A 25,255-nucleotide genomic window follows, 5' to 3' on the forward strand; every position below is an offset into this window, starting at 1 on the left:
CATGACACAGGACACGGAGCAGGAAATGGGTCCGGGCGGCAGGGGCCGGGGGCGCAAGGCACTGCCTGTCGACCCCTTGGGCCACGTCCATCCTGTGTACGGGATGGACGCCGGGGAGGAGGACATCATCGACGCGGAGATTGTCGACGAGCCGGACACGCAGGCCGGACACGACACCTCACGCGGGCAGCGCGAGCGGCTGCGCGACCGTGCCCGCGGCTTCTTCGGGGCCACGACGCGGGAGCGGACCGAGGAGCGGGAGCGCCAGCGTGCACGCGACCAGGAGCGCGCTGCGGCCGACGATGACGGCCTCGACGACCGGGAGCGGCTGCTGAAGCTCCGGGCGGAGACGCGGCTGGCGGGCGAGGCGTACATGCAGACGCTGCGCGATTCGAAGCTGCTCGTGCCCGGCTTCAACGACGGGGAGCGCACGAAGGAGTTCGACGCGATGCACGCGGTCTACATGCAGATGATGATGCAGGGCTGCCTGCGTCCGCTCACCCGCGGCGTGAACCCGAACTCGGTCATCCAGGCCGCCGGCATGATGATGGCAATGCGGATGCTCGCTCCTGACTTCAGGAAGGAGATGGACTCCTACCTGCAGCCGTTCAAGGACAAGGTCCAGGACCGGATCGACGCGAAGACCCGGCACATCGGCGAGAGGGCCGAGCGCCAGGCGGCCCTGGTCGGAGATCTGTTCGGGGGCGCGCCGGAGGCGCAGGAGGCCTCCGGCGACGACGGCGGGAAGCAGTCCGGGAAGTCGGGCGGGCGGTGGGGCACCAGCAGGGACGACTTCCTTTCCCGGCGCTGGCGTACCCGCCTGGAGGACCTGGAGCGCCGCGAGCGGGGCAACCGTGAGTTGTTTACTCCCGAGTCGGCGGCCATGACCGAGGTCGCACTCATGGAGAACGCCTTCTGGAAGATGCGTGACCCCGAGCAGGACGCGAAGCAGATCAACGCCAGCTACAAGGCCCTGCGCAAGCGCCTGCGCCAGCAGATGGAGGACGACGGGCTCGACCGTGCCGAGGTGGTCAAGCGCGCCCGGACGATCATCGGCGAGCGGATGGAGTCCGAGCCGGAGCTGCGCCTGATGTTCAACGGCGTCGCGCACGGCCGCATCGTCAAGGCCCCGCCGCACGAGGCCCGCCTCCCGGGCACCGACAGGGTACGCGAGGTCTGGACCGGGGAGTTCGACGACCACCTGGGCCGGCGGATCCCCGACGAGGGCATGTTCACGCTGCGCCTGCCGATGGAGCCGGACGAGCACCAGGTGCAGCTGGCGGAAACCATGAAGGCGGCGATGCTGGACGGCGTCCAGCGTGGCGACGGACAGGCCCTCGGCGGCAGTGTCATGGGCTACATGATCGGTTTCGCGGCCAAGAAGCAGGGCCTGGACACCCGCGGGCTGCCCGAGGACCTCCAGCAGCGCCTCGACCAGTCCGAGAGCATGCTCGCAAGCATGGAGATCGATGGTCTCTCGGACGAGGAGCAGCAGCGTGTCTACTCGAACGCCTACGTGGACGCCATCGAGGAGCTGAACAAGGAGGACCCGGATTTTGAGCACGAGCTCAAGCTGGCCCTCGGCGAGGACTGGCAGGACACGATGCGGGCCGCGGTCGACGATCCCGCTACTTTCCTGGCGGCGCAGCGCACGCGGCCCCAGCCCTTCCGACAGGGGCCCGGCCCCTCGGCCCGGCCGGGGCCGGAGGGCCAGTGGAGCCGCGACCGCGGAGCCGAGGACTACCAGCCGGCATAGTCCGGAAACGAACGAGAAGGAGACAGGACCATGAGCGACGACCAGCAGGTAGAGCAGCAGGAGCGGTACGGTTCCCGGCTCGCCCAGATGTTCGGGTACGTCACGTCCGAGGACCGCGGTCGCTGGGAGCAGCAGCGTGCGCAGAACAAGAAGAACGTCAACGTAACCAAGCAGGGTGCGAAGTCCTCCGTGAGCTCGATGATGGAGTTCGGCGACAAGAACATCAACGCCAAGCTCAACGCGGCCCACCGGATCGCCGACCAGCAGCGGTTCGACGAGTCCCACGACAAGATCGTCAGCACACGGCGCGATCCGAAGACTCGGTCGATTATTGAGTCAGTTGACTACGAGTACAAGGACGACCGCCAGTCCATTGATCCGGATTTCGAGCTTTAGTTGAATGAATACCGACAGGTCTGTGGATCGCTTTTCGACAGGCCTGTCGGATAAACTGGTTTTCAAGCAGGAAGCGGACGACGAGGGATGATAGGACAAAGGTGTGGGCATGAAGACGACGGTTCATCCGCGGATCAGCAAGCGTGGATTCATCTCGAAGGTGGCCGGCCGCAGCGGACAGCCGATAAGGGTGGTGAGTGAGGTGTACGAGTCGCTCATCGCGGAGCTCACCGACGCCGTGCGCCGTGGAGACACCGTCGTGCTCACCGGCTTTGGCCGCTTCGCCCGGCAGACGCACAAAGGCCACAAGGTCCGGTTCGGCAAGAAGGACGTGGATGACTACTCGGTGCTGAAGTTCTCAGCGTCACGCAGCATCAATCGACGGCTCGATCCGGACACTGACCTGGGCGGCCAGGAGACCTTGAGGCTGATCGATGAATTTGACGAGGCTGAGGAGGTCCTTGCCCGGGTGGCGGGATAGACGACGGGCAGCTGCTGACAGAAAAAAAGAAGAACCCCGGCGATGCGGAAGCATCACCGGGGTTCTTCTGTCCGTAAGGGGCTGCAGGTGCCAAGACCGGTCCCTGTGCACGGCGCATCGTCAGGGGTCGCTTATGATCGCTCGGTGATCTCGTCTGAATTCCTCACCTGTACCTCCCATGTGCCATTGCTCCAGTCAGTGGTGCAATGCGATCCATTCAGTGTGATTGTCAGGTCGGCGGAAAAGGACTGGGACCCGAGCACTTTGTTGTCCGCCCTCAGCCAGGCGTCGGCCGTTCTGGTCGCCATCATTGGTGGTTTCCTGGTCAGCCGGCTTGTCGCGATCTCCAGCGAACGCGAGGGTATCAGGAGGTTAGTGGAAGCAGCCACCGGCCGTATTCAGCACATTGAGTCGGACCTGGACCAGGCCCATCAGACGCGATTGAACAGGGCAAAGAGCTATCTCTACGAAGAAGCAGTGGAGAAAATACTCGAAGATCCGGCTTTGGATCTCGACTCCTTGATCCAAGGCCGCTTGCTAGGGGGAACGGCAGTGGATGAGCTCAAACCGTATGCGCTTTCGCTTCGGCAACGCGTGCAGGACGCGGTGAAGGCTATCAACGGGAAGCTCAGGAAGGGTGACACCAAGGCGTTGGAGCTTGAAGCTCTTGTCGAGCGGGGTCTGGTGATTGCTGACGCCGATCAGGATATTTACGAACAGGCCTTCAAGCATCGGCGACGCAGCCTTCCCTCTCCGGCGGGTCTGGCGATGTTTGGACCGAGCAGCTATGCGGATTTATCTTCGGTACTTCGACCGGGGATCATTTCAGATGCGGCACACGCGGCAAGCCTGCGACGGCAGGACGAGGAAATCAAGGCTGAGGCAGATCTGCGGACGCAACTCCGGGCGGCTGTGGCCGAGCGGGACCGCTTGGATGAAGAGCTGGCCCGCGTCGGCAAGCCTGTGGGTGTGGCTGCGGCCATGTGGATGCTGGGCCTCCTCTCGCTGGGAATCCTCGTACCGTTGATCATGATGGCCTTTGAGCCCAAGGGCCTGGACGTCGTGTCCAAGATTCTGCTGCTTGGCAGCTTTGTCATCGGACTGGTGGCGATTCTTTGGTATGTCGGTTGGTTCTGGCTAAAGATCGGCAAAGACAAAACACAAGCCACGCCAGGAAGGTCCTCGGAAGCCCCGCCCCGGTAAAGGCCAGTAGTCACGCAATCTTGATGGCCGCCTTTGCCGACGTTTTGCCGTTGCATTGCGAACCTCGGCGGCAATGCTCCAGGCAGCCGTTTCCGCAGTTCCGTTGGCCGGATGCACGAGAACACCGTGTGGGCCCGTGAGGCTTTCACCTGTACGGGTGCTGGCGTGCACGCAGTACCTGCGCTGGTTGTGCACGGTGTAGGTGAGTTCCAACTCCAGTTCGACATCCCAGATGTGCTGCTGGTCCCGCAGAGCTTTCCTTGTCGCCGCCAGGAACATCAGGGCCGCGGCATCTTCAATCTGCTGTGAGGTGGGTTCCTTGTAGCGCCGGCCACCGGCAGTCCCGGCAGACCCAGCGGGGTTTGTAACAGCTTCAGTGGACATGACGACTCCTGTTTCGAATGTGGTTGGTTTCCCTGATCGAAGAAGGACCCGGTCACAGCTTTGCTGTGACGCTTCCCGGTGCTTGGTGCTGTATCCAGCCGGGAGGAAGCCTTGTTTCCACCCCTGCTTCGCTGGGCTTACGCTGTGCCCACGATGTTCGAAGGTTTGCCGGCCGCCCTGCATCCTCCTGTTGCCCTTGCTTTGGCCAAGGCCGTGGAGTCGATACCACGCGGTGACGCACTGTCCGGCGGCTCAGTCTTTGAGATGAAGTTCGACGGTTTCCGGGCAGTGTGCCTGGTCGGTTCGGATGGGGCGTGGCTCTACAGCAGACAGGGCAAGGATCTGAGCAGGTACTTTCCGGACGTGTTGGCTTCCGTGCGTGAGCAGATCCCTCCGGGCTGTGTTGTCGATGGCGAAGTTGTGGTGTGGTCCGAAGGGCGGCTGGATTTCGATGCGCTGCAGATGCGCCTGGTGAGCTCAAAGGCGGCTCTTGCGGAGCTCGTGATGAAAAGCCCTGCCTCGCTGATCGCCTTCGACGTCCTGGCAGTGGCGGGGCAGGATACCCGCGGGCTTCAATTCCGGGACCGCCGGGCTCTGCTCGAGGAGCTGGCGCGCGGGTGGGTTCCGCCACTGCATCTGTCACCGGTGACCAGCGACCAGGCCCTGGCGGCCACGTGGTTCAGTGACATGACCGCCACGGGCGTGGAAGGAATTGTGATCAAGGGTGAAGGGCAGACGTACGAGCCCCGGCGAATCTGGCTGAAGGTCAAGAGCAGAAGCGCCCTTGATGTGGTTCTTGCGGCGGTCATAGGTCCCATGGCGCACCCGCGGGCAGCGGTGGTGGGTTTGCCGGTACACGGACGGCTGCGGATTGTCGGCCGGTCCACGTCCTTGACGGCTCGTGCGGGAAGGGATCTGGCCACATATCTTCGTCCTCCCCGGGGAAGGCATCCATGGCCGGAGGAAATCAGCGAACGGGTGCTGGACCGCTTCACCAAGGAGGGCGGCACCACTCGCTTGACTTTGGTGGAGCCGTTGGTGGTTGAAGTCTCGGCCGACATAGCCTGGTCGGGTCAGGCATTCCGGCATTCAGTCCGCCTCATGCGGGTCAGGCCTGAGTTGTCGCCGACGGAAGTATCCCTCCCGGAAGGCTTCCAGCGTGCCTGGCGATAAAGAATGTAGCCATGTGAAGAATGGAGTCATGCGACGAGAAGATGAACCTGAAGAGTTCGAGATTGCCGACTCGTATTTTCAGGAGCTGAGGACCTGGCTGGGCTTCCGGGATTCCCACGAGGCATGGATCCCGGAAGCCGGAAGCCGTCTGGCGCAGGACGATGGGCTCATCAAACCCCACCAGGCGTCGCACAACATCGCCAATGCGGTAGTCAGCGCGATCGATCATTTGCACGCGCTGGACAGCATCATGCTTGGTGCCGGAGCATCACATACTCTTGCCCCGTTCTCGCTGGTCAGGGCAGCCATTGAGTGCGCCGCACAGGCCGCCTGGATTTCAGCGCCAGAAGAACAGGCGACCAGGATAGTTCGTTCGCTGTCTCTGTCGCTGAAGGTAGCCAAAGACCGCGAGACTGCGTACAGCGAACTGGCACGTCGCCATCCGAATCTTCAGGGAACGCTTCCGGACTTCGACAGCGACAAGGCGCAACTGCAGGCTATTCTCGATGCCTCCGGGGCCGCTGGAAAGTTGATTCTCCCCAGCAGCACGCACATACTCACGCAGGTCCGCGACCTGGTGCCCAGGACGTCCGCCTTGTCCGTATGGCAGCTGTGCTCGGGTTTTGCCCACGGCAGGCGCTGAGCCGCGGATGCCGTGCTGAAGCCGGCGCAGTCAACTTCTCTGCCGGATGATGTCATCGCCAAGGAAAACCGGCCGACCATGAGGCTGCTTGTCTGGGCCCTTACCCCGGCTATGGATTTGATCCGGTACAGCCTCGAGCGGCATTCCGAGCTGTCGCGGGCCTAAGCAGCCAATTTGTACCCGCTGAAGCAAGAATCGGCGGCCGGAGCGGGTACTGCAAAAGATGCCGCGCGACTCAGTTATCCGCGATGGCGAAGATCACGACAATGATGATGATCGGGATGAGCAGCACGCCCGCGCCGGCGGCGAGGTGCTCCCAGCTGAACGGCGAGTTGAGGAAGGCGATGAAGCCATCCCACAGGCTACGGACGGAGCCCACGGCCCAGGCGAAGAAGCCGGTAGCCCAGCCGATGACGGCGGTGACCGAGACTCCGCTGAGCGCGCACAGCCCCACGATCGTTCTGGTGTTCCTGAGCATGGCCAGTCCCCTCATTTCCGGTCCTCGAACAGCAGGTAGTAGAGCCCGATGTGCGGGATGACGAGCACGGCGAAGGCCAGCCAGGCCCGCTTCGGATCCTCGATCACCCATGTGATCCCCTCTTTGACGGGTTCGGCGTACGCGAGCACCGGCGCAAGAACATCGGTGCGGAAGACCACATGGAAGATGCCGTAGGCCATTCCCAGGGCGATCGCCAGGGCAAGGCTCCGGCGGATTGTCAGCTGCGCCCGCGGGCTCATCCCCCGGCGTGGTTCCGCGACTGCCGGATCCCAGGTCTGGTGGTCCGTGTCGTAGTCGTGCATCACTTCATCCCGTCTCCATCGAATCATCATTCATGTCCATTCTATGAGAAAGGCTGAATGACGAACAGAAACGAGGCCCAATGGTCAGTCGAACTCGAGGTCTGCACCGACTGGTGCGGGTGTGTCGAGCCCCCTGCCCGCCTGCGGGGCATGATTCTTCGCCGCGGATGCGCGGCGCTGGGCGGCGAGCTGGTCGAGGGTGACCCCGACGGGCCGCCCGAGGCGCTGGCCGGCTGTCCGGTAGACCTCGCTGTCGCGGCGTGCGCCGATGGCGACGATCTCGCGCCGGGTGATGCCGCCGGGCGGCTCGGGCCTGACGTCGCGTGAGACGATGCGCAGCGGCGGCTTCTCATGGGGGTCCGCACCGACGTAGGTTGTGTCGCAGTCGGAGAGGTCGGCAAAGCGGGAGTCGTAGTCCAGCGGCTTAGTCGGGTGGCGGCGGCCGTTGAGCCGGTGGAGCATGACGATGGTGGCCTCAAGGAGCGCCTCGTCCCGGCTGTGCGGATTCTTCAGGGCGCGCTGGTTGAGCCGTTCGATGTCCTGGCGGGCCCCGGGGCTGAGATGGACCTTGATCCGCAGCCCCTCAGTCATCGTCGAGCACCTTGCGGATCATTGACCGGGCAGGCTCGCCCAGCTCATCGCCGAGCTCATCGAGGGTCAGGCCGGGCTCCTCGGAGGCGTCGGAGGCACGGATGCGGCGGGAGAGCTCGGCCTGGAAGGCAGTCTCGTCGGCATGGACCCGCCGGAGCAGGTCGACGAAGTCGGCGAACGGGATTACGGCGGCCTCGGGGACGTTCCCGTCACCGAAGATCAGGGGCTCGGCATCCCCGGCGCGGAAGCGCTCGAGCAGGGTGCCCAGGTCGGCGGCGGTAATCTTCTGGGTCGGGGCGACGTTCACGGAGAACTTCGGCAGGGAGCCCTCGCGCGGGGCCTGGGGGGTCTTGTCGTCAGTCATGGTTCCAGTCTATTCGTGGTCGACTGGGATGCCAGTGCCTCATATCCCACCATTCCTGATGGACACTGAGTCGCTGGGGAATGGCGTAGCGGGGCAGTTGAAGAGAAGCAGGCCCGCGCCCTGCGGCCCACTGCGGGTCGAGGGCGCGGGCCATGCATCAGAACTCGCCCGAGCCGGGCTGGACGTCGAACACCGGCACGCCGAGGGCCTGCCAGGCGCGGATCACCCTGGGCCGGTCATCCAGCGCGAGCCGGACGTCCCACCGCCCGCGGATGAAGGCCTCGTAGATCTCGGGCTTGACGATGTCGTCCGGCCGGCGGTCGCCCTGTCCGCGCATGAACAGAGGGCAGCTGGCGGTCCACTCCCCCACATGTTCGATGAGCCAGGCGTAGGTCGCGCGGCCGACGTCCCAGCCGTTGTCGTCCAGGACCGGCCTGCCGGAGCAGAACACGATCTCAAGTCCGGCAGCGTACAGGGCGCGCACGGTTTCGATCACTGGCGGGTTGGGCAGGTCCCAGGGGACGAGCCGGTACTCGTGGTGTCCCCTGATGAAGCGTCCGTCGGGAAGTGTGTGCGTGGCGACTGTCCCGTCGATGTCGACGATCACGGCCGGCGAGAGGACCGCGGTCGTGGCAGTGCTGATTTCTGTCATGGTGGGTCCCTCCTTCCGGGCGGTGAGGCTATTCAGTGGACGGACGCTCGGCCTCGACGTCGAGCGGGACGATCGTCCCGAAAAGTCCTGCAGCATGCTGTGGCCCGTGCGGGACTGCCAGCGGGTCGGGACCATCGGGCATGACCCCGGACTCTCCGCATGTGGGACACGTCCATGTCCAGGTGACAGGCGCGTGCACGACGCGCCTGTCGATGATCATCCAGTCGAAGCGGTCAACCCAGTCCTCGCGGCCGAGAGGCTGGCAGAGATCGGCGTCGAAGAGGGCATCGGGCACTGGTGTCCGGCTGCTCATCGCACTCCTTCTTCGGCCGGTGCGGGACCGGGCTGGGCCACCCAGTACTCCCCGAGGGGCTGGATGGTCCCGTCTTCATGGCCATGGCAGGTCAGTTCGAGAGAGCCGGCCCATTCGTGGGGACCCTGGGTGATCGCGGTGCCAGCCGGCACCTGCAGCGGAGCGTGGTCGTGGCCGTGGTAGTCGCGGCAGGCCGACTCGTCGTCGTTCGCGAGCTTGAGGGCGCAGCACGCGCAGAGGATGAAAACACCACTGGCCAAGGTCAGTCCCCGCCTTCCTGGTTGTCGTACTGGCTGACATAGCCGATGAGAAAGTTGTCGTCGACCGGATCGAAGCCGTGCTGCTCCGTGAACTCCGCGTGGTACTCGGCAGGGTCCCGGTCTCCCGGGTGCGGCCGGACGGAGCCGATCGCGTTGGCGATCCACTCCAGTTCGTCGGCACCGGACCACTCCGGCTTGGTGCCGAGGCCGAGGGCATTGGCGTCGACGATGTCGGTGTCGGTCACAGGTCCGGGGTTGCCGTTGGTCCGGGACAGCGGCCTGCGGCAGTCGGGGATGAATCCCATGGCAAGCAGGACGGTCACCGGCAGGTGGTGGGCGTGCCAGATCGCGTCGGCGGCGTCGGTGGGGGAATCGCCCGAGGAGAGTCCGCCGGAGAGGTACAGCCGGTAGCCGGCGACCTCGATGGTGTCCGTCTCGCTGGAGTCCAGCACCTCTTCGAGCTCGTCGATGATCCTGCGGCCGACGCGCTTGATGACCTCCGGGGTCGGCTCGCCCTCGGCGTCCAGGTGCATGTCGGGGTCGAAGTCCTCGACCAGCTCCTCGAGCTGGGACTCGGGGTCGTCGAACCGGAACGATTCAGGGTCCGCGGTCTCCTCGACCATCAGGCGGCCGCGTTCGAAGTCGATCGGCTTGGTGCGGTTGGCCGGGACGGCGATGGCCGCGGTGAGCATATCGGCGCTCATGGGTTCTCCTTGGGTCGGGATGTGGGTGGGGTCGGCTCAGGCGGCGGATTGCTGTGTCTTCGCGGCGGCGTGCTCGCGGTAGAGGCGCACAGCCAGGTCGACGCAGTAGCAGGTGAACAGGAAGTGGATGTCCCAGTCGCGCAGGTCCCACTCCCAGGTGTCGGAGCCGACGGTGTCCTCGTGCTCAGCCAGCCATTTGTGGGCCTCCGACTCGCTGTCGGCGTGCCAGCGGGCGTCTTCGATGATTTCCATGCGCCGCTCGGCAGGGGAATGTCGTGGGACCTCGATGTCGGCGATCTCCATCCAGTTGTGTTCCTCTGTGAGCCGGTCGAACTTCTCGTCGGGGATGCCGTCGGTGCTCCAGAGGGCAGCACGCGCCGCAGCGGCCGCGTTCCGGCGCTCGTGGTTCAGCACGGTGTCGGTGGCCGCTCGGTGCTCCTGGGCGGTCCAGTGGGCCTCGAAGAGCGCCAACTGTGCGTCCCCGTCAAGGCCGCGCAGTTCGTGCAGGCGCGCCAGCAGCGCCAACTGCTGATGGTGGACCTCCTGGGCCTCGGTGCCGAGTCCCTCGCTTTCTTCGAGGTGCTCCCGCACCAGCTGGATGAAGAGATCCGGGTCGTACTGCTTTACTTCGCGGGAGCGGCCGCCGCAGAGCTTCTCGGCCCAGTAGCGGAAGTCGATGCTTGGCGCACCGTCGGAGTAGTAGCCCTCGCTCTTGCCGGCCGACGCGAAGAACCCGATCATGTCTGGTTCTCGGGTGAACATGTAGCCGTCGGCGATGTCGCCGCTGGTGGCCAGGTGGCCGGGCCAGGTGGTGACGTCCCAGGACCACATGCGGGTCCCTGGGGCCTGGATCCTGAAGTGGCGGTAGAGATCCTCGTCGTGCAGAACGACGAGGACGTGCTCCCGGGTCTGGACGAGAAAGTCGGCGTACGTACGGGCGTACGGGTTCTCGGGCTTGACGGTGTCAGGTGCGGACATGGCGGGTCCCTTCCGGGTCTGCTGGTCAGGGTTGTGGTCGGGGCCGTCCGCTCGGGCGGTGCTCAGAGGATCGGCAGTGGCCGGCCGGAGGGCTTGTAGTGGCCGTCGGCCTCGTCGAGCACGGCCTCGGTGAGGAGCACGGTGGCGGGCATGAGGAACGCACCCACGAGCGCGGCGAGGCGCTGCTCGTCGGCCAGCACCCGCTCGGGGATGCTGCCGCGGGAGCTGAAGAACATGTCGGCACGCTCGATGAGGCTGGCCCGGCGGGCCTCTCTGGAGGTGAAGTGCTCGGCGATGGTCTGTCCGGGGCCGTACTCGGTGATCACCGAATAGAGCGCGGCGGGAACCTCGGTCTTCTTGCGGGTTGTGCTCACGTAGACCTGGACGCCCCATCGGCGGCAGAGCTTGGCGATGGCGTTGACCACGCTGTCCGGGGCGCTCTCCCACTGCCCGGAGCTGGACTGGTACAGCTCGTGCACTTCGTTCGCGGCGGAGGCGTCGATTGCGCCCAGGACGACGTCCGAGGCGGTCAGCAGCTGCGCGCACATGCGCAGCCGGAATGCTGGCGAGGGGTAGTGGTTGTGGAAGACGATCCGGTCGTCGTGGCAGATGACCAGGTCGTAGGCACTGTCGGGGCCCGGCACGAGCTCCTCTGAGCCGGCCTGGATTCCAGTGGCGGTCATGGCGTGCTCCTTCGAAGCTGCATTGGCTGTGTTTATAGGATGGGAAGCAGGAGGCGCGGGCGCTCCGACCTCTCGTGGAGGTGGAGCGCCCGCGCCGGTGCCGTCGGTCAGACGGCTTCTGCGACCTGCTGCTGGTCGCCGGCGGTACCGGCGTCCTCGTCGTCGACCAGAAGGGTCGGGTCGATGCCCGCAGCGCGCTGCGCGTTCTTCTCGTCACGCTCGGTGAGGGCGTTGACGATCTGTTCGTAGCTGCTCTGGATCGGCGGGTTCTTCGCCGTGCCGTAGGAGAGCACGTACTGGCTCTTCATGGCGCGCGTGAACGCGACGTAGAACATCCGCTTGGTGTCCTGGGTCATCTTCGCGTCCTCCTTGTAGAGGACGACGACGTTGTCGAACTCGAGGCCTTTGGCACCGTGGATCGTCGAGACGACGAGGTCGGCCTTGGACTCGAGGTTCTTCCGCTTGCGCTCCTGGTTCTTCTGCTTGTTCACGTTCAGCTTCTGCTGGTTGCGCGTGATCTCGAAGGACAGGAGGTTGTCGCGGAGCCGGTCGAAGAACACGTTCGCAGGCAGGCTGCCCTGGTTGCACAGGGCCACCCAGCCGTTGATCGCGGCGCTGTTCTCGACCCACCACTCGGAGATGGTGCGCAGGATTGCCTTCTCGACGTTGACGTTTCCGGCATTCTTCGTCAGCTTGCCCATGTTGTCCTTGATCCCCTGGGAGACCACGAACGAGGCGTTGGCCGGCTGCACCTGCAGGACGTCGTTCCAGAAGAACTTGATGTACTTCGAGAAGATGTCCGTGGCGTAGACGCGGTCGCTGACGAGCGAGGCCACGTGCTTATTCGGGTAGGCCTTCTCGAGCACTTCCTGGATCAGCGCCACCTCACGGCGGGCGTAGGCCAGGAAGGCCACCTGCTCGCCGCGGTCCAGGCAGGCCTGAACGTACTCCGGGATCACCGTGTTGCGCACGAGCGGCTGCAGGTCTTTGGCGATGAAGCTGGTCAGGCGGGCCACCTCGTGGTAGTTGAGGGTGACCTTCTCCTGGAAGGAGTCGACCGTGGGCACCGCCAGCGAGTTGGCCTGCAGCTGGATGTTGGCGAACTGGTTGGTCTCCAGACCGCCAAGCACGACGTTCGCGAAGTCGAGAATCTCCTGGTTGCTCCGGTAATTCGTCGTGAGCCGGAAGGTCGCGAAGACCCCCGAGCCCTCCAGCGTGTTGAGCGCCCTCGGGTTGGCCGAGCGGAACTCGTACAGCGTCTGGCTGGCGTCGCCGACGATGAACAGCGACTGGGCGTGCTTGGTGATGTACTTCAGCACGTAGATGAACTCGAAGACCGAGTTGTCCTGGACCTCGTCGATGATCAGGTACTTGCTCTGCACGTGGGCAGGCTCGGACATGTCATCGATCTTCTGGTAGCAGATGATGATCTGCAGCTCCAGCGAGGTCTGCTCGATGCGGTCGAGCAGCGCGATCACCTCGTCGAAGTGGTTCTCGACGAAGGTGTTCAGGGCCGTGAACGCGCCGGTCTTGTTCTGGTCGACCTCCAGCAGGCGGTGTCGGAACGTCGCCGCGAACTGGCTGTTCGGGTAGAAGATGTCGATCGAGTTGATGATCGTGTCGATGGCCGAGACCTTGTGGGTCGGGTGGTTCATCGAATAGATGTCGATGATCATCTTGGCGATCGTCATCGAGCCGACGTTCGGGTTCTTCTCCGTGATGTTGTCGGCCGCGGCGTTGGTGAACGACAGGACGGTGATGTCGCTGGCGGGCACCCCGCAGGTCTCGAGGTACTTGATGCGCTCGAGGATCACGGTCGACTTGCCTGTGCCCGCGCCTGCCTGCGTCATCACGAGCGGCTCGTGCGTGCTGAGCGCGTCGAGCTGCTGCTTGGACAGGTGCGGCGGGAAGACCGGGGCCGTGGCCGGCTGGGGCGGCGTGATGAGCTGGCCCTTCATGCGCTCCAGGTGGTCGAGGGTGTGGTTCATCAGCAGGCTGAGGTTCTGCTTGGACAGCTTCGCCGCGATCGGCGCGGAGAACGTGGTGTCCAGCTGCTGGTGGATCCGGCGGTAGGCCTCCAGCGGGACGTTGTAGTTCTCCAGGTAGCGCAGCTGCACCGCGAGCATGTTCAGCTGCTCCTCGGTGGGGCTGGCCGGCATGTCCTGCACGTACTGGCAGACGGTGTCCGAGATGGCCTCGGAGTCCCAGATCTGGGCCAGGCGCGTGATGCGCTCGTAGATCGGGTACTCGTCCATCCAGTCGGCGAGCTTGTCGAGGTTGGTGGCACTCAACCCTGCGGCCGAGAGCACATCCTCGATGACGTCGCGGGCATTCTCTGCGGGGCTGGTGTCCCACTGCAGGAACACCGCCGCGTCGTGGTTACCGTAGCCGATGGAGCGGGATACCGATACGGCACGCTCGGGCTCGGCCAAGCCCTGCTTGAGGAAGTAGAGCTCCAGGCGGTACTGGATCACCAGGTCACGGCGGATCTTGTCGCCGGACTTGTCCTCGTACACGGTCAGGGCCTGGGGGGTCATGTCGAAGTGCACGTCCCAGGAGTTGGTCGGCGTGGCGATGTCGAGCTCGAAGCGGTCATCGACATGCGGTACCGGCAGCGTGAACGACCCGCCCGAGAGCAGGGAGCGGCGCGTGATCGGGGCCAGCGGCACCAGCGCGGTGGTGATGTCGTGGTGGGTCGAGCTCTGCTTGACCTCGATGTCGCGGTCAACCGCGTAGGCGGTGTTGGTCGCAGTGTTGATCGGCCGCAGGCTCTCATTGAGCAGGCCGGTCTTCTTGCCGGACCCGGTCAGGCGCGAGGAGAAGAACTTCGGGTCGACGGTCTTCTGGGCAGCGACGGCGGCTGCGGAAAGGTCGATGTCGTCAAGCAGAATAGGCATGGTGTCGTCTTTCTTCGAACGAATCAGTAGGCGGGTCGAGAGGGTTTGTCGAATGGAAGCCGCATAGACCATGCTCACAGGAGACGAATGGTCAGTCGAATGCTCGTAGACGAGCGCTTGGGTCACGGGCGCGGGCATGAGAGCGGGAGGGCTCGCCTCTGGCGACGAGCCCTCCCGCGCTCCTCTCAACCCACCCGTCAGGGGCCGTGAGGCCCCTGAATCCGGGCGCGGCGGCGTCAGCCCCGCGGACCCGGACACCGCGCACTACCCATGCGCGCGGCGGTCAATCGCAGGCTCACCTCTTGGGTAGGCCCGGCGGGAAGCACCTTCAGTCGGCGTTCCAGGGATTGGCCTTGGTGACGGACCCGGAGGGGTCCACCTCGACAAGGCCGAGCATGAGTGCGAGATCACGGCAGTCGGCCGCGTCCGCCGAGTGGGCGGAGACCAGCAGCAGTGCGTCGCCGCAGATCTGCTCGCTCCTGTCTTCGGGCTGTGCCGAACGGACTGTGCCGACGGCGGTGGTGGTCGTGGTGGTCATGGCAGTGACGTCCTTCTTCCTGTGTTCGAACGCGGTGCGCGCACGCACGAGCGCCCCCACCCCAGGTATCCGGGACAGGGGCGCTCGAACGCAGTGTGGTGCCGGATCAATCGACGGCCAGCGGCTCCGGCTCGTCGGAGACGGCGGCTGCGGGTGGGATGAACGCAGTCGACGCAGCCGACGCAGCCTGGGCGGCGAGCAGCCGGTCCTCGATCCACACGCGCACGGCCTTGCCGGCCGGACGCGCACCCTGGGAGTCGACGTAGGTTTCCTCGGCGACGGCACGCAGCTCGTCGTCGGGGATCGACGCGGGCAGCGTCTGGCCCAGGCGGGGCCTGGCGTCCAGGATCCGTTCGCGCTGGCGGCTGTACTCCGCCGCGAGGATTTCCCGGTAGGCCTGCTCGTCGACCGGGTTGAAACCCACGACGAGTGAGAACCGCCCGAGCAGCTCTGCGTCGAAGAACTGAGCCAGCTCCTTGGTCAGGGACCGGTGGGAGACCGCCGGCGGGGCCGAGCCGAAGCCGACCGGCTTGCGGTTCAGGGCTTCCCGCGCGGCGTTGGTCGTGCAGATCACCAGCGCCTTGGAGAAGTCCAGCACCTTGCCGTGGGCGTTGCGGATGTAGCCCTCGTCGAAGGCCGAGAGGAATAGCCGCTGCACGGCTTTGTCCGCCTTCTCGAACTCGTCGAGCAGGATCACCCGGTGGGGGTTGGACTCGAGCGTGTCGAACGGCAGCTCGCGGTTGGAGTCCGAGCCCACGTAGCCGGGAGGTGCCCCGACGATCTTCGCGGTGTCCGAGGGAGTGTGGAACTCCGTCATGTTCAGAATGATCGGCTCGGTGCCGGTCATCTGCTCCGCAATGATCTTCGCGGTCTCGGTCTTGCCCACGCCCGAGGCTCCGGCGAGCATCCAGGTTGTCGGGGTCGACGTCGGGAACAGGTCCAGCTCCTCGCGGGCCAGGCGGTCCACGAGCTTCTCGAGCACGTCGTCCTGTCCGCGCAGGCGGCCCAGCAGGGTCGCCCGGAGGGTTGCGACGTCGAAATCCGGACGCTGGGCGTTTCCGGTCATCAGACGCTTGGCCACGTCCAGGACGCGTTTGGTAGTCAGCGGCACCTGCGGGATCGACCGCAGGGTGTTCACGAGTGCCGTGTCTCCGGCTGCCTCGGCCTGGACGATGAGCTTCTTCTGCTCCAGCACACGGTCGGCCATCGCCCGGTCCAGCAGCGTGATGGCGCTGTCGGGGCGGTGCTGCCCGGCACGGGAGTTCTCCTCCGCGATCCGGACCGTCTCCGCCAGGACATCGTCGGAAACCGCGATCTGGTGGCGGTAGTGCGCCACCAGGCCCGGACGGACACTGCCGAGCACCGTGAGGGTTTGCTCGACGGTCAGTTCGTCGACGATGAGCGGGGTGAAGCGCCGCGCGAAGGCAGGGTCGTCGTCGAAGGCCCGGGACTCCGTGGAGGTGGTGGCACCGATGACGCGCATGTCGCCGCGGGCCAGGGCAGGTTTGAGCACCTGCGAGACCTTTCGCAGCACCGAGTCGGTGTGGGAGGTGGATCCACCGGTGATTTGGTGGATCTCGTCCATGAACAGGATGACCTTGTTCTTGGGGTCTGAGGCGAAGTCGATGACGGCCTGGACCTTCTCCTCCAGCTGCCCGACGATGCCGGAGCCGGCGACGAGGTTGGTGATGGGCAGCTCGTAGACGGTGAAGCCCTTGAGCTGGTCGGGGATGAGGGTGTCGCCCAGGGCGATCCGGCGGGCGATGTCCTCGACGATCCGGGTCTTACCAACGCCGGCGGAGCCCTTCAGGAGCACGTTCGGCTTGTTCCGGCTGATCAGGACGGAGAGGACCTGCTCGATGAGCGCGTCGCGGAACATCGTCGGGTCGGCGTTCTTGAACTTCTCGTTGTAGTCGACGAGGAGCTCCTTGACGGCGTCGTCGGACTGGCCGCCCTGGCTGGGGATGCCGCCCATGGGCGGGAAGCTCGGAGGCGTGCCGCCGCTGTTCGTGTCGTCGTCGGAGCCCGACGTGAAGTTGTTGAGGCCCATCGCGGGTCCCTCCTTCGGTGGGGTTCGCCGGGCGGCGCGCTGGGTGGGCGCGCCGGGATGCCCGGCAGGGTTACGGGTAGGTCTGAGGGAGGAGGAGACGCCGGCCGGTTCGGCCGGTCGGCGTCTCCCCTGTGGCCGGGAGCAGGATCAGAGGACCATGCCCAGCAGCTTCTGCCGGATGCTCGGGTCGATGTGCTGCATGCCGTTCGCGTACGCCTCGGCGGAACGGACCATGTACTTCCAGTCCATGGCCGAGCACGGGGCGTAGTAGAGGTTCGGCGGGTGCTCCTCGCGTCTCGAGGGCGGAGACCACTCGAAGTCGGTGATCATCAGCGACAGCCGGCGCTTGCGCACCGGGGAGGCGTTGATGTAGTCCCACACCTGCTTGAACTCGGTGCCGCCGGTGACCTTGGGCACCTTCCGGAACTCCTGCCAGATCTGCCGCGTCGACTTGTTCTCGACCTTCAGCAGCGTCTCCTGGGAGAGCATGTGGCTGAAGGAGTTGAAGTACAGGTTGACGTTGAGCTTCTTGGCGATCCGGATGAGCATCAGCACCGCCTCCTGGTAGTTCTCCTCGGAGATCGACCCGGAGGTGTCGATGAAGACGTGCAGGTCGGGCATGTACTGCACCGAGGTGATCCGGCCCGGCTTGTTGAAGTCGTCCGGGTTGCGGCGGTTGGCCTTGAGGAAGGTCGTCTTCGTCGTCCGGTAGACGTTCTGGGACTTGTTGACCTTGCCCATGCGCTTGAGCACCCGGGTGATGTCCTTGAACAGGTCCAGCTTCGTGGGCGGGGCCTTGCGGAACTTCACCTGGGCCGAGCGCGAGCCCGGCTGTCCCGGCTGCTGCCGTGCGCCCATGGCAGCGGCCCTGGCAGCTGCTCGCGGGAGCGAGGTCAGCTTGGACAGCGCGGCGTTGGAGACGACTTTCACGGGTGAGGCGAGGGACTGGTTGATGAGGTTCCACTCCCCCGTTACCTTTGCGGCGGTGGCGCGGGCGTGGGCCTCGACGTTGACCAGGACCAGCGACCGCGGGCAGAACAGCTCCCCGACGGTAAACGGCATGATGCCGGTGTCGAGGGCGGCCGCGCCTGTTGAGGCGGCCTTGCGCTGCTGGTCGACGTAAGTCATCAGCATGCGGATGACCAGCCGGGCGAAAGAGAACTCGTCGTTGCCGTCGGAGTCGTCCTTGCGCAGCAGCAGCGATTCGGTCAGCCCCTTGAGCGAGAGGTTCGCGAAGTCGTTCAGCAGCCGGAGGGTGTCCGCCGGCATCGCGTTCGCGCCGGCCATCGTCTGCACCTGCTGGTTCAGCCAGATCTTGAAGCCGTCGAACGCGGCAGAGGACTGGAACCAGAACCCGAGGGTATTCGGGTGGTAGGTGTAGGCGACGGAGGCGAAGAAGGCGCTCTCGTCGGCGGAGCCTGCGAGCAGGCCCTTGGCCGCGGGGATGACATCGTTCTGGGCTGAGTAAAGGACCCGGGCTGACGGCGCGGGCCACTTGTTCTGCTGCCCGGCCTGGACAGCGAACAGTTCGCCCACCGGCAGGGGCGTGCCCTGGTCATAGCTGACCATGGTCTGCCCGAGCAGCGCCTTGGCGTTCTTCTCGGCGGCCGGGTCCATCGTCTCGCCGAGGCAGCGCATGACGATGTCCAGGACGTCGCCGGTGATGTCGTGGCCCGAGCCGTCGACGATGCTCGCCGGAGCGCTGGGGTTCAGCGGCTCCAGCAGCGGGTCGACCAGGACCTTCTGGATGGCCGGCATGGGGTCGTAGTCGCCCGTGCACGAGATCGTGTGCAGGGCGTCGAGCACCGCCGGCTTCTGGTTCGTGACGGTGATCGTCATCGTGGTCTCCTAATGCGGTCTGAGGCGACGGGTGTCGTGGGATGGCGGGGGACGCTCCGGAACGGAGCCGGTGGCGTCCCCCGCCGCCCGGTGCCGGGTCGGCTCAGAGGAAGGCCGACAGGGACGGCTTGACCGCGGCCACGATCGGCGAGTCGACCTCGAGGAAGGCCTCCAGGTTCTGCCGGTCGAACTGCCCGGTGGTCACCAGCTCGAACAGGGTGCGCGTGTGCTCCGGCTCAATCTGGACGGCGGCCTGCGCCAGCTGCTCGATGAGGCGCGAGTTGTCATCCTTCTCCTTCATCGCGTAGAGCAGCGAGCCGGAGACCTCGTTCTGGGTCAGGCCCGAGATCTGCGCGGCGAGGTCGGTGACCGTGCCCGCGGACTTGAGGGTCGCGTAGCAGTTCGGCTTTGGCACGTTGACTCGGTTGTGTGCCGGGCCGCCCGAGTTCGATGCGAGGTCTTCGGCGATGACCGCCACGAGCTGGGTGGTGAACATGGTGTCGCCGGTGAAGGCCTCGATCGCCTCGTTGAGCAGCGAGGTGTCGCGGCCGCCGATCTGGACCGGGGTCGCCAGGTGGCTTGCCAGCTCCTGGCGGTCGACGCGGTTCAGCCACCGGGAGAGGTGGTCGATGGTGCGCGGCGTGGTGAGCTGGTTCATCTCCTCGCCGCCGTCGAACAGCTCGGCCATGGTGACGTTGCCGTCGTCATCGTCGTCATCGCGGCCGTCGGCCACGATGGAGTTCGGCGTCGACTTCTGGAAGATGAGTCCGGGGTGCTGGGTGAGGACTTTCTTCACCCAGGGGTTGAGCGCGTCACCGAGGACGGACATGAGGGTCGTCGCATCGGGCTCGACGTGGAAGATCGCGAAGCGCGACAGCGAGGCCTCGTCGAGAGTCGTGACGTTACCCTTGTCGTTGCCCGCCACGATGAGGCGCACGTTCTCCGGCAGTTCGATGTGGCCCATGCGCCGCAGGGTCACCAGGGTGAGCGCGCCGGAGGTCACGTCCGAGGTCGTGCGGTTGATCTCGTCGAGGAAGAGGATCGGCCACTCGCGCGGGTTCTCCAGCGCGTAGTCGATGCACTCCTGAATGACCTGGTGCGGGTAAAAGACCTGCTTGTAGGACTGTGTCCCGTCGGTCTTCTCGTAGGGCACCAGGCGCGCGCCGGTGAGGTCGGCCTTGTCGGCGAGCTGGTTGCAGGGCAGGACGAAGGCTTTGGTGCCCATCGAGTAGGCGAGAGCCTCGACGAAGGAGGACTTGCCGATACCGGGCTCGCCCATGAGCGCGGGCGTGGCCCCGACCTCGAGGGACTGCTGGATCAGAGTCGTCAGGGTGTCGTTGAACTTCATGGGAATGTCTTTCTGGTCGTGGGTGAGCTGTGAGCAGGTGAGACGGGAGACGGACCCACGGCAGGGCTGAGCGCCGTACGGGACATGTCGGAAGCAGGGCCACAAGGCCCGGTGACGGGGGCGGTCGGGCTCAGAAGCCCACCGCCTCCCCATCCCCGATCGGGCTCCGCCCGATCCAGTCCTTGTTCCACCGCCAAACCGATGGGCAACCCCCAAAGGTTCACCCCGCCTCGGCGGAGGCTTCCCGTGCCGCCACCAGGGCAGCGGCACGGTCCAGCAGGAACGGCCTGCCGTTGCGCATCTGGGCGTGCTTGGGCCGAGGCTCGATCACCGCCAGCGAGGTCTTGTACAGCAGCCAGGCCTCGTCACCGGAGGAGAACTGCGCGCCGAAGGACCGGTAGGTGCGCAACGGCAGCTGCATGCCGGTGTAGAGGACACCCAGGACGGAGAACTCCCAGCGGGAGCGGTCGTTGTCGAAGTCCTCGGGCGTCTTCAGCCGGTCGCGGGAGCCGGCGAGTGTCTGCTCGACGATGGCCTCGGCGTACGGGATGTCGGGCATTTCGCCGTCCGTGCCGACGGCGGTCGAGGGGATGCTGATGCTTGGCTTGGCCTTGGCGGCGAGGTCTGCATACAGGTCCGCCACCGAAGAGAACCGGTCGGAGGCTGGTCGCGCCGCAACGTGTTCGACGATCCGCTGCGGCACCGGGTTGCGGGTGAACGTGCACCAATGGTCCAGGAGGACCTCGTACCAGCCGTGCTCCTCGCGCAGGACGCGCTTGTCAGCGGCGATCGGGAAGTCGTGGAGGTTGGCAGGCAGCGGGGCGACCAGGTGGAAGCCCCGGCCCGACATCGACAGCTCCGAGTACAGGATTCCGGGCAGGCGCAGGATGTCTGCGGCCACGTCCGGCGGGCAACCGGGCTCGACGTCGATCACGATCAGACCGTCGGAGGGGGCCTGCAGGTAGAAGGCAGCGTTCGCCGCGTTCGGCAGTGTGGCGGCCAGCTGGTCGAGAGTGAGCAGGCAGGTCGCGTCCAGGGCGAAAGCTCCGCGCAGGGGGCCTGCGTGGCGGCAGCCCGGATTGCAGCCGTCGAGCAGGTGCCGCACATCGATCGGTGCCTTGCGGCCGGAGTCCTCGTCGTCGAGCTCGCCGAGCCGGCCGGAGATGGTCCAGCGGCAGGCGGTCGCCAGGGCGCGAATCGCGGGGTTGTCATAGAAGCTGGGGAAGATCGCGCGGGGATCGACGGCGGTCACATCAATGCCTTCTTGTCGGGAGCGGATGAAAACAGGGCCGGGTTGCACTCCGGCCCTGAAAGACGAGACCCCCGTACGGCATGGATGCCTGCACGGGGGTCTCGTCTGGGGGTTCGGTCGGTCGGATCGGCCTTGGATCAGCCCTGGTAGGTGATTCCGGCCTGCTGGGCATCGCCGGAGCCGCCCCACGGGCCCTGGCCGGCGGGAGCACCCACGGCCGAACCCGCGTTCTTCAACTCGGCGTTCTCACGCTCGAGGCGGGCGAGCTTCTGCTCGGGCGTCTCCTGCTGCGGCTGCACCGCGGGGACCGGGGCGGCAACCGGAGCCACGGCAGGGGCCGCCTGCGGAGTCACCGCGACCGGTTCGGTCAGGACCTGCGCGTGGGCCTGGGCGGGGACCGGAGCCGCGACTGAAGCCGCGACGGCGGGCTGCGGGGCCGGGAAGGACAAGCCGTCCTCGACCTCGGTGGCGACCGGCTCCTCGCCGTTGCCGACGGCGGAGCCCGAGCCCGGCTGGGCCTGGACCGCGCGGGGCGGGGCGTTGAAGACGATGCCGCGGGCCGCGAGCTCCCCGCTGGCGACGCCGCCGGCGTTGTAGTAGCGCGGGGTCTCGTGCACAATCACCTGGTCGAGCGACAGGCCGCGGTTGGCGAAGTTCTTCGGCTTGTAGACGCGGAGCACGAGCGTCACGTCCAGTCCCTGTGCCAGCTCCTGGCCGGAGGTGTCCTGGTCGTAGGTGCCATCACCCTTCTCGGACGGGATCGCGATGATCGGCAGGTTCGTGCCCTTGGAGTCGATCGAGTAGTTCGCGCCCGAGGCTGGGTTCTTCTTCGAGGTGTAGCGGCGCTCGGAGACGAACTGCTCCTCGACCGTGGGGTTCGCCGGGTCGGCGAACTGCACCTCGGCCTCGGTGATCGTCGCCGTGGTGTGCGGCTTGCCCACGGGGCTCATGCCGTTCTGGACCTTGCGCTGGTCGCTGGCGGCGAGGGCAGCACCCTCGATGAGGCTGGTCAGCCGGGCGAAGGCGAGCTTGCCGCGGATGAAGACGCTGGTGCCCTCGGTGAGCTGGTTGGCGGAGATGGAGTAGTTGGCCATGGTGGTGGGTTCCTTCTGTTGAGTGATTCGGTGGTTCGTGGCGGCCCGTCGGACTGGTCTATGACTCGTCTATTCCTTCTCCTATTCTATCAAGAGGCACTGGACTACGAGTAGAATGTGCATGAGGACTCGAATGGTCACAAATGGTGAGCTGGATAGAGAGGGACAGGGATGACGGATACGATGCACAGGCCCGAGGAGAAGGTCGCTGATGCGGCTCCCCCGGCCCGGGTGGCGGTGCAGCGGCGGGACCGGCTTGGGCCCCTGGGCTATGGCGGTGGACCGGTGCTGGCGGCCGGGATCATGGCCGGTGGCGCGCTGCTGTTCGCCGGCTGGGGCGCGACGCAGCTCCTCACTGCTGACCGGAGCCCGGCGAGCGATGCGGCGGCAGCTTCCCAGCACGAGGAGGGCACCGTGACGGTGACCTTGCCGGACCGGGACCGCAACGGGGTCCCGGACGCCTTCGAGGCCAAGGCCGGTAACGGCAGCTCTGCGGACGGCCAGGGTTCGGGCACCTCGGCGTCGGGCAAGGGCGACGAGGACAAGCCGGCGCAGGTCCCCGAGCCGAAGCCACAGCCGCGGGTGTATGTGATCCAGTGGGGTGACACCCTCACGGAGATCTCGGCGGAGACCGGAGTGCCGATCGGGGCCCTGGTCGAGAAGAACCGGATCCAGGATCCGAATCTCATCTACGCCGGGGCCTCGCTGCTCATCCCGCCCACGGCGTGAGAGCAGGCCTGGGGCCCGGACTGCGCCGACCTTCAGCGCAGTCCAGGCCTCTTGCTGTGTCCGGAAACGGTCAGTCGGCGGGTCCTGCAAGCATCTGCTGCAGCGATCGCAGCCGCGTCAGCTCGGCCTGCATGCGGGCGACGTCGTCCGGCGCGTAGTCCTGGGGGTAGTCGAGCTTGTACTCGGCGAGCAGCTCGATCTTGGCGGCGAGGAGGTCCGGCACGCCGAGTTCGTCGATCAGGGCCCGGGTGAAGGCCCGGAACGCGTCCTCGTGGGTGATCGCCGCGCCCTGGGCCCAGCCGAGGGCTGCGAGGGCGGATTCCCCGTCCTCATGGGTGAGGCCCCGGGAGGTGACGACAGCGGCTGCGGCCTTCTCGGTGAGGCTTGCAATCGTTCCGGTCAGGTCAGTCATCGGCACCGCCGCCTTGCCCTGCGGCGCTGTCGCCGGCCGGGGGCGACGGGGTCTGGATGTCCAGCCAGATCTGCATGGCCTCCAGGACGTTCGAGACCCCGTCGCCTTCGTCGAGCGTGATCAGCTCCGTCCATCCCGACTGCGTGAGTGTCGAGACGGCGAACTCTTCCCTGGCCGCAGTCACCTGGTAGAGCCCGGAGCCGGCGACTTCGTAGATGGTCCGGCCGTGCCGGGCGGAGCCTTCGGCCCGTTCGTACTTGACGGGCAGCTGGGCTGCGCGGAGAGGGACGGTCATGGGCTACTCCTGTGGGTCGTGGCTCTCAAGAACAGACGATTCGGTAACGGTGGCCGCGCCGCGCACCGCGCGGCTGCGACCACCACGGAACGACCCCCGGGACCGGCGTGAGCCGGTCCACGGTCTTTTCCACCGGTTCCCCAGGGAAGCAAAAGACCCCGCCTCGGCCGAAGCCGGGCGGGGTCGATCGAGCGCCGGAAGAAGTGCTGCGCCGCGCTCAGGCGGCGTCTGTGTCGGCCTCACCGGGATCCTCGGCAGCGTCGTGCTTGTCAAACAGGAAACCCCGGGCCTGGCCGCTGGCCATCATGTCTCCGAGGTGCGCCAGGAGCACCGCGCGCTGCGTGGTCCGGCGGTCCTCCAACGGGTCGTAGTCGCGCAGGGCATCCAGGTTGACCACCCAGCCGTTCTCGCGTTCGACGGCTTCCTCAAGTTCGGAGCCAGCGGCGACGGTCATATCGGTGAAGTCGTGGTCGAACTCGGGTGTGACGTCGAGCCGCCGTGTCGGGTCGTCGATGTAAAGCGTGTCGCCGAACAGCAGCCCGCCGGAGCGGTCGAAGGCGGTGAGAAAGACGCGGTCGGCGCGGGAGGTGTTCTCGACATGCACGGCGGCCACGGCGTCGTTGGCGAGAAAGTCCGTCTCGCTCAGACGGGCATAGATGCGTGAGCGGGCTTCGTAGCACCACATGATCGACCGGGCCTCGTCGAATCCGCGGAACTCGTCGGAGGGGGGCTGCATATCGACCATCTGATGCTCCTTCACGGGCGTGATCACCTTAGTCCGGCGGGACATCACGATGTACGGAATCGCCGGGCTGTGGTTCCCATCCTGCCACAGGAGTGGAAAAGATTCCACTCAAATACCAAACGCCGGCACGAGGAAGACGTCCGCAGGGTGGTGGGACCCCGCGGCGGGATCAGTCTTGAGCGGAATCAGGGCTCTTGGGCGGGTCGTCGAGCTGTTCGCTCTTGCGCGCCAGCTCCACAATGGCCCGGATGCTGGCCAGTGCGCCGTCGCTGAGCCCGTGCACACGCAGGGCGATGGTGCGCTCCTGCGGGGTCAGCTCCTGCTCGGTGGCGCTGTCTGGCTCGTTCTCCTCCAGGAAGTAGGACAGGGGGACGTCGAAGGCGTCGGCCAGGGCTCGGAGGTGCTGCAGGCGGGGATTGTGGGCCTCCCCCTTGCGCAGTTGCTGCAGGTAGCTGAGCGACATCGAGGAGATGCCGCGCTGCTCCATTCTCTGGACGATTTCCTGCAGGGTGACGGGGCGACCGTGTGGTCCCGCCGTCTCCGCGAACAAGCGTTCTAGTCGCTGGGCGATGGTCACGGAGCTGGATCCTCCTCGTGATTTCAGACATGAAGTCATCGAGGCGAACGGTGCACGCGACGACACCTTCATACTAGTGGAAGATCTTCCAATGCGG

General features: G+C 65.9%; 29 protein-coding genes. 7 read left to right on the top strand and 22 right to left on the bottom strand.

What is annotated here, in order from left to right; genetic code table 11:
• Position 1 precedes the first annotated feature (1 nt).
• The 4 genes from ACNAOT_RS13085 to ACNAOT_RS13100 all read left to right on the top strand — a co-directional run bounded on the left by ACNAOT_RS13085 (position 2) and on the right by ACNAOT_RS13100 (position 3,836).
• Entirely contained in the window at positions 2-1,756 is a 1,755-nt protein-coding gene (locus ACNAOT_RS13085) for a hypothetical protein (protein ID WP_420178290.1), read from the top strand.
• A 30-nt stretch (positions 1,757-1,786) separates the two neighbouring features.
• Entirely contained in the window at positions 1,787-2,152 is a 366-nt protein-coding gene (locus ACNAOT_RS13090) for a hypothetical protein (RefSeq protein WP_056387413.1), read from the top strand.
• Positions 2,153-2,261: 109 nt separating this feature from the next.
• Positions 2,262-2,633, top strand: coding sequence for an HU family DNA-binding protein (locus tag ACNAOT_RS13095; protein WP_056388141.1), 372 nt, complete (start codon positions 2,262-2,264; stop codon positions 2,631-2,633).
• A 144-nt stretch (positions 2,634-2,777) separates the two neighbouring features.
• Positions 2,778-3,836, top strand: coding sequence for a hypothetical protein (locus ACNAOT_RS13100; RefSeq protein ID WP_056387415.1), 1,059 nt, complete (start codon positions 2,778-2,780; stop codon positions 3,834-3,836).
• On the opposite strand, the gene ACNAOT_RS13105 is transcribed toward ACNAOT_RS13100, so the two are convergent.
• Positions 3,771-4,220 carry a hypothetical protein gene (locus ACNAOT_RS13105; RefSeq protein WP_160141485.1) on the bottom strand — a complete coding sequence of 150 codons (450 nt, stop codon included), beginning with the start codon at positions 4,218-4,220 and terminating at the stop codon, positions 3,771-3,773. The two genes, ACNAOT_RS13100 and ACNAOT_RS13105, sit on opposite strands and share 66 nt — an antisense overlap.
• Before the next feature lie 111 nt (positions 4,221-4,331).
• On the opposite strand from ACNAOT_RS13105, the gene ACNAOT_RS13110 reads away from it, so the two are divergent.
• Both ACNAOT_RS13110 and ACNAOT_RS13115 read left to right on the top strand, forming a co-directional pair.
• Entirely contained in the window at positions 4,332-5,393 is a 1,062-nt protein-coding gene (locus tag ACNAOT_RS13110; RefSeq protein WP_420178291.1) for an ATP-dependent DNA ligase, read from the top strand.
• 28 nt (positions 5,394-5,421) lie between these two features.
• The gene (locus tag ACNAOT_RS13115) at positions 5,422-6,036 is read left to right on the top strand and encodes a hypothetical protein (RefSeq protein ID WP_420178292.1); all 615 of its coding nucleotides are present in this window, start codon (positions 5,422-5,424) and stop codon (positions 6,034-6,036) included.
• A gap of 235 nt (positions 6,037-6,271) precedes the next feature.
• Here ACNAOT_RS13115 and ACNAOT_RS13120 read toward each other — a convergent pair whose 3' ends face one another.
• The 17 genes from ACNAOT_RS13120 to ACNAOT_RS13200 form a co-directional block, all read right to left on the bottom strand.
• The gene (locus ACNAOT_RS13120) at positions 6,272-6,514 is read right to left on the bottom strand and encodes a hypothetical protein (RefSeq protein WP_142938892.1); all 243 of its coding nucleotides are present in this window, start codon (positions 6,512-6,514) and stop codon (positions 6,272-6,274) included.
• Between the two features lie 11 nt (positions 6,515-6,525).
• On the bottom strand, positions 6,526-6,867 hold the full coding sequence (locus ACNAOT_RS13125) for a hypothetical protein (RefSeq protein WP_142133565.1): 342 nt from the start codon (positions 6,865-6,867) through the stop codon (positions 6,526-6,528).
• 54 nt (positions 6,868-6,921) lie between these two features.
• Entirely contained in the window at positions 6,922-7,428 is a 507-nt protein-coding gene (locus ACNAOT_RS13130; RefSeq protein ID WP_056387430.1) for a hypothetical protein, read from the bottom strand.
• Positions 7,421-7,792 (bottom strand): hypothetical protein, encoded by a 372-nt coding sequence (locus ACNAOT_RS13135; RefSeq protein WP_056387433.1) that lies wholly within the window; start codon positions 7,790-7,792, stop codon positions 7,421-7,423. The genes ACNAOT_RS13130 and ACNAOT_RS13135 overlap by 8 nt, the downstream gene beginning before the upstream one ends.
• A 157-nt stretch (positions 7,793-7,949) precedes the next feature.
• A complete protein-coding gene (locus ACNAOT_RS13140) occupies positions 7,950-8,444 on the bottom strand; it encodes a hypothetical protein (RefSeq protein ID WP_056387434.1) in 495 nt (164 codons plus the stop codon).
• Between the two features lie 28 nt (positions 8,445-8,472).
• Positions 8,473-8,757 (bottom strand): hypothetical protein, encoded by a 285-nt coding sequence (locus ACNAOT_RS13145; RefSeq protein ID WP_056387438.1) that lies wholly within the window; start codon positions 8,755-8,757, stop codon positions 8,473-8,475.
• Complete coding sequence (locus tag ACNAOT_RS13150) at positions 8,754-9,017, bottom strand: hypothetical protein (RefSeq protein ID WP_056387441.1); 264 nt, start codon at positions 9,015-9,017, stop codon at positions 8,754-8,756. Before ACNAOT_RS13150 ends, ACNAOT_RS13145 begins: the two co-directional genes overlap by 4 nt.
• A gap of 2 nt (positions 9,018-9,019) precedes the next feature.
• On the bottom strand, positions 9,020-9,721 hold the full coding sequence (locus tag ACNAOT_RS13155) for a hypothetical protein (protein ID WP_056387443.1): 702 nt from the start codon (positions 9,719-9,721) through the stop codon (positions 9,020-9,022).
• A gap of 36 nt (positions 9,722-9,757) precedes the next feature.
• Complete coding sequence (locus ACNAOT_RS13160) at positions 9,758-10,699, bottom strand: hypothetical protein (RefSeq protein ID WP_420178293.1); 942 nt, start codon at positions 10,697-10,699, stop codon at positions 9,758-9,760.
• A 62-nt stretch (positions 10,700-10,761) separates the two neighbouring features.
• Entirely contained in the window at positions 10,762-11,382 is a 621-nt protein-coding gene (locus tag ACNAOT_RS13165; RefSeq protein WP_056387450.1) for a hypothetical protein, read from the bottom strand.
• 107 nt (positions 11,383-11,489) lie between these two features.
• On the bottom strand, positions 11,490-14,405 hold the full coding sequence (locus ACNAOT_RS13170) for an AAA family ATPase (RefSeq protein ID WP_420178294.1): 2,916 nt from the start codon (positions 14,403-14,405) through the stop codon (positions 11,490-11,492).
• Positions 14,406-14,607: 202 nt separating this feature from the next.
• Complete coding sequence (locus tag ACNAOT_RS13175; RefSeq protein WP_420178295.1) at positions 14,608-14,865, bottom strand: hypothetical protein; 258 nt, start codon at positions 14,863-14,865, stop codon at positions 14,608-14,610.
• Positions 14,866-14,923: 58 nt separating this feature from the next.
• The gene (locus tag ACNAOT_RS13180; RefSeq protein ID WP_082581620.1) at positions 14,924-16,867 is read right to left on the bottom strand and encodes an AAA family ATPase; all 1,944 of its coding nucleotides are present in this window, start codon (positions 16,865-16,867) and stop codon (positions 14,924-14,926) included.
• A gap of 147 nt (positions 16,868-17,014) precedes the next feature.
• On the bottom strand, positions 17,015-18,706 hold the full coding sequence (locus tag ACNAOT_RS13185; RefSeq protein WP_056387459.1) for a hypothetical protein: 1,692 nt from the start codon (positions 18,704-18,706) through the stop codon (positions 17,015-17,017).
• A gap of 103 nt (positions 18,707-18,809) precedes the next feature.
• Positions 18,810-20,054 (bottom strand): AAA family ATPase, encoded by a 1,245-nt coding sequence (locus ACNAOT_RS13190; protein WP_056387461.1) that lies wholly within the window; start codon positions 20,052-20,054, stop codon positions 18,810-18,812.
• Positions 20,055-20,274: 220 nt separating this feature from the next.
• On the bottom strand, positions 20,275-21,306 hold the full coding sequence (locus tag ACNAOT_RS13195) for a hypothetical protein (RefSeq protein WP_056387464.1): 1,032 nt from the start codon (positions 21,304-21,306) through the stop codon (positions 20,275-20,277).
• Between the two features lie 137 nt (positions 21,307-21,443).
• Positions 21,444-22,400: a hypothetical protein gene (locus ACNAOT_RS13200; RefSeq protein WP_056387467.1), complete on the bottom strand. Its 957-nt coding sequence runs from the start codon at positions 22,398-22,400 to the stop codon at positions 21,444-21,446.
• A gap of 171 nt (positions 22,401-22,571) precedes the next feature.
• Between ACNAOT_RS13200 and ACNAOT_RS13205 the strand changes: the two genes are divergently transcribed.
• The gene (locus ACNAOT_RS13205) at positions 22,572-23,129 is read left to right on the top strand and encodes a LysM peptidoglycan-binding domain-containing protein (RefSeq protein WP_056387469.1); all 558 of its coding nucleotides are present in this window, start codon (positions 22,572-22,574) and stop codon (positions 23,127-23,129) included.
• Between the two features lie 70 nt (positions 23,130-23,199).
• On the opposite strand, the gene ACNAOT_RS13210 is transcribed toward ACNAOT_RS13205, so the two are convergent.
• From ACNAOT_RS13210 to ACNAOT_RS13225, 4 genes are all read right to left on the bottom strand, one after another.
• Positions 23,200-23,541, bottom strand: coding sequence for a hypothetical protein (locus tag ACNAOT_RS13210; protein WP_056387472.1), 342 nt, complete (start codon positions 23,539-23,541; stop codon positions 23,200-23,202).
• On the bottom strand, positions 23,534-23,836 hold the full coding sequence (locus ACNAOT_RS13215; protein WP_056387475.1) for a hypothetical protein: 303 nt from the start codon (positions 23,834-23,836) through the stop codon (positions 23,534-23,536). Before ACNAOT_RS13215 ends, ACNAOT_RS13210 begins: the two co-directional genes overlap by 8 nt.
• A gap of 217 nt (positions 23,837-24,053) precedes the next feature.
• Entirely contained in the window at positions 24,054-24,689 is a 636-nt protein-coding gene (locus ACNAOT_RS13220) for a hypothetical protein (RefSeq protein WP_420178296.1), read from the bottom strand.
• A gap of 61 nt (positions 24,690-24,750) precedes the next feature.
• Positions 24,751-25,131 carry a hypothetical protein gene (locus ACNAOT_RS13225; protein ID WP_420178297.1) on the bottom strand — a complete coding sequence of 127 codons (381 nt, stop codon included), beginning with the start codon at positions 25,129-25,131 and terminating at the stop codon, positions 24,751-24,753.
• Positions 25,132-25,255: the final 124 nt, after the last annotated feature.

Origin of the sequence: Paenarthrobacter sp. TA1.8 (assembly GCF_048595705.1) — a bacterium.
Taxonomy (GTDB): Bacteria; Actinomycetota; Actinomycetes; order Actinomycetales; family Micrococcaceae; genus Arthrobacter; species Arthrobacter nitroguajacolicus.

Bases quoted from the DNA above. Each gene is read 5' to 3' on its own strand.
- ACNAOT_RS13185 (WP_056387459.1), bottom strand. From the start codon at position 18,706: ATGACGATCACCGTCACGAACCAGAAGCCGGCGGTGCTCGACGCCCTG.
- ACNAOT_RS13125 (WP_142133565.1), bottom strand. From the start codon at position 6,867: ATGATGATTCGATGGAGACGGGATGAAGTGATGCACGACTACGACACG.
- ACNAOT_RS13085 (WP_420178290.1), top strand. From the start codon at position 2: ATGACACAGGACACGGAGCAGGAAATGGGTCCGGGCGGCAGGGGCCGG.
- ACNAOT_RS13095 (WP_056388141.1), top strand. From the start codon at position 2,262: ATGAAGACGACGGTTCATCCGCGGATCAGCAAGCGTGGATTCATCTCG.
- ACNAOT_RS13115 (WP_420178292.1), top strand. From the start codon at position 5,422: ATGCGACGAGAAGATGAACCTGAAGAGTTCGAGATTGCCGACTCGTAT.
- ACNAOT_RS13210 (WP_056387472.1), bottom strand. From the start codon at position 23,541: ATGACTGACCTGACCGGAACGATTGCAAGCCTCACCGAGAAGGCCGCA.
- ACNAOT_RS13130 (WP_056387430.1), bottom strand. From the start codon at position 7,428: ATGACTGAGGGGCTGCGGATCAAGGTCCATCTCAGCCCCGGGGCCCGC.
- ACNAOT_RS13140 (WP_056387434.1), bottom strand. From the start codon at position 8,444: ATGACAGAAATCAGCACTGCCACGACCGCGGTCCTCTCGCCGGCCGTG.
- ACNAOT_RS13215 (WP_056387475.1), bottom strand. From the start codon at position 23,836: ATGACCGTCCCTCTCCGCGCAGCCCAGCTGCCCGTCAAGTACGAACGG.
- ACNAOT_RS13155 (WP_056387443.1), bottom strand. From the start codon at position 9,721: ATGAGCGCCGATATGCTCACCGCGGCCATCGCCGTCCCGGCCAACCGC.
- ACNAOT_RS13145 (WP_056387438.1), bottom strand. From the start codon at position 8,757: ATGAGCAGCCGGACACCAGTGCCCGATGCCCTCTTCGACGCCGATCTC.
- ACNAOT_RS13090 (WP_056387413.1), top strand. From the start codon at position 1,787: ATGAGCGACGACCAGCAGGTAGAGCAGCAGGAGCGGTACGGTTCCCGG.
- ACNAOT_RS13190 (WP_056387461.1), bottom strand. From the start codon at position 20,054: ATGAAGTTCAACGACACCCTGACGACTCTGATCCAGCAGTCCCTCGAG.
- ACNAOT_RS13200 (WP_056387467.1), bottom strand. From the start codon at position 22,400: ATGGCCAACTACTCCATCTCCGCCAACCAGCTCACCGAGGGCACCAGC.
- ACNAOT_RS13205 (WP_056387469.1), top strand. From the start codon at position 22,572: ATGACGGATACGATGCACAGGCCCGAGGAGAAGGTCGCTGATGCGGCT.
- ACNAOT_RS13105 (WP_160141485.1), bottom strand. From the start codon at position 4,220: ATGTCCACTGAAGCTGTTACAAACCCCGCTGGGTCTGCCGGGACTGCC.
- ACNAOT_RS13120 (WP_142938892.1), bottom strand. From the start codon at position 6,514: ATGCTCAGGAACACCAGAACGATCGTGGGGCTGTGCGCGCTCAGCGGA.
- ACNAOT_RS13135 (WP_056387433.1), bottom strand. From the start codon at position 7,792: ATGACTGACGACAAGACCCCCCAGGCCCCGCGCGAGGGCTCCCTGCCG.
- ACNAOT_RS13165 (WP_056387450.1), bottom strand. From the start codon at position 11,382: ATGACCGCCACTGGAATCCAGGCCGGCTCAGAGGAGCTCGTGCCGGGC.
- ACNAOT_RS13180 (WP_082581620.1), bottom strand. From the start codon at position 16,867: ATGGGCCTCAACAACTTCACGTCGGGCTCCGACGACGACACGAACAGC.
- ACNAOT_RS13160 (WP_420178293.1), bottom strand. From the start codon at position 10,699: ATGTCCGCACCTGACACCGTCAAGCCCGAGAACCCGTACGCCCGTACG.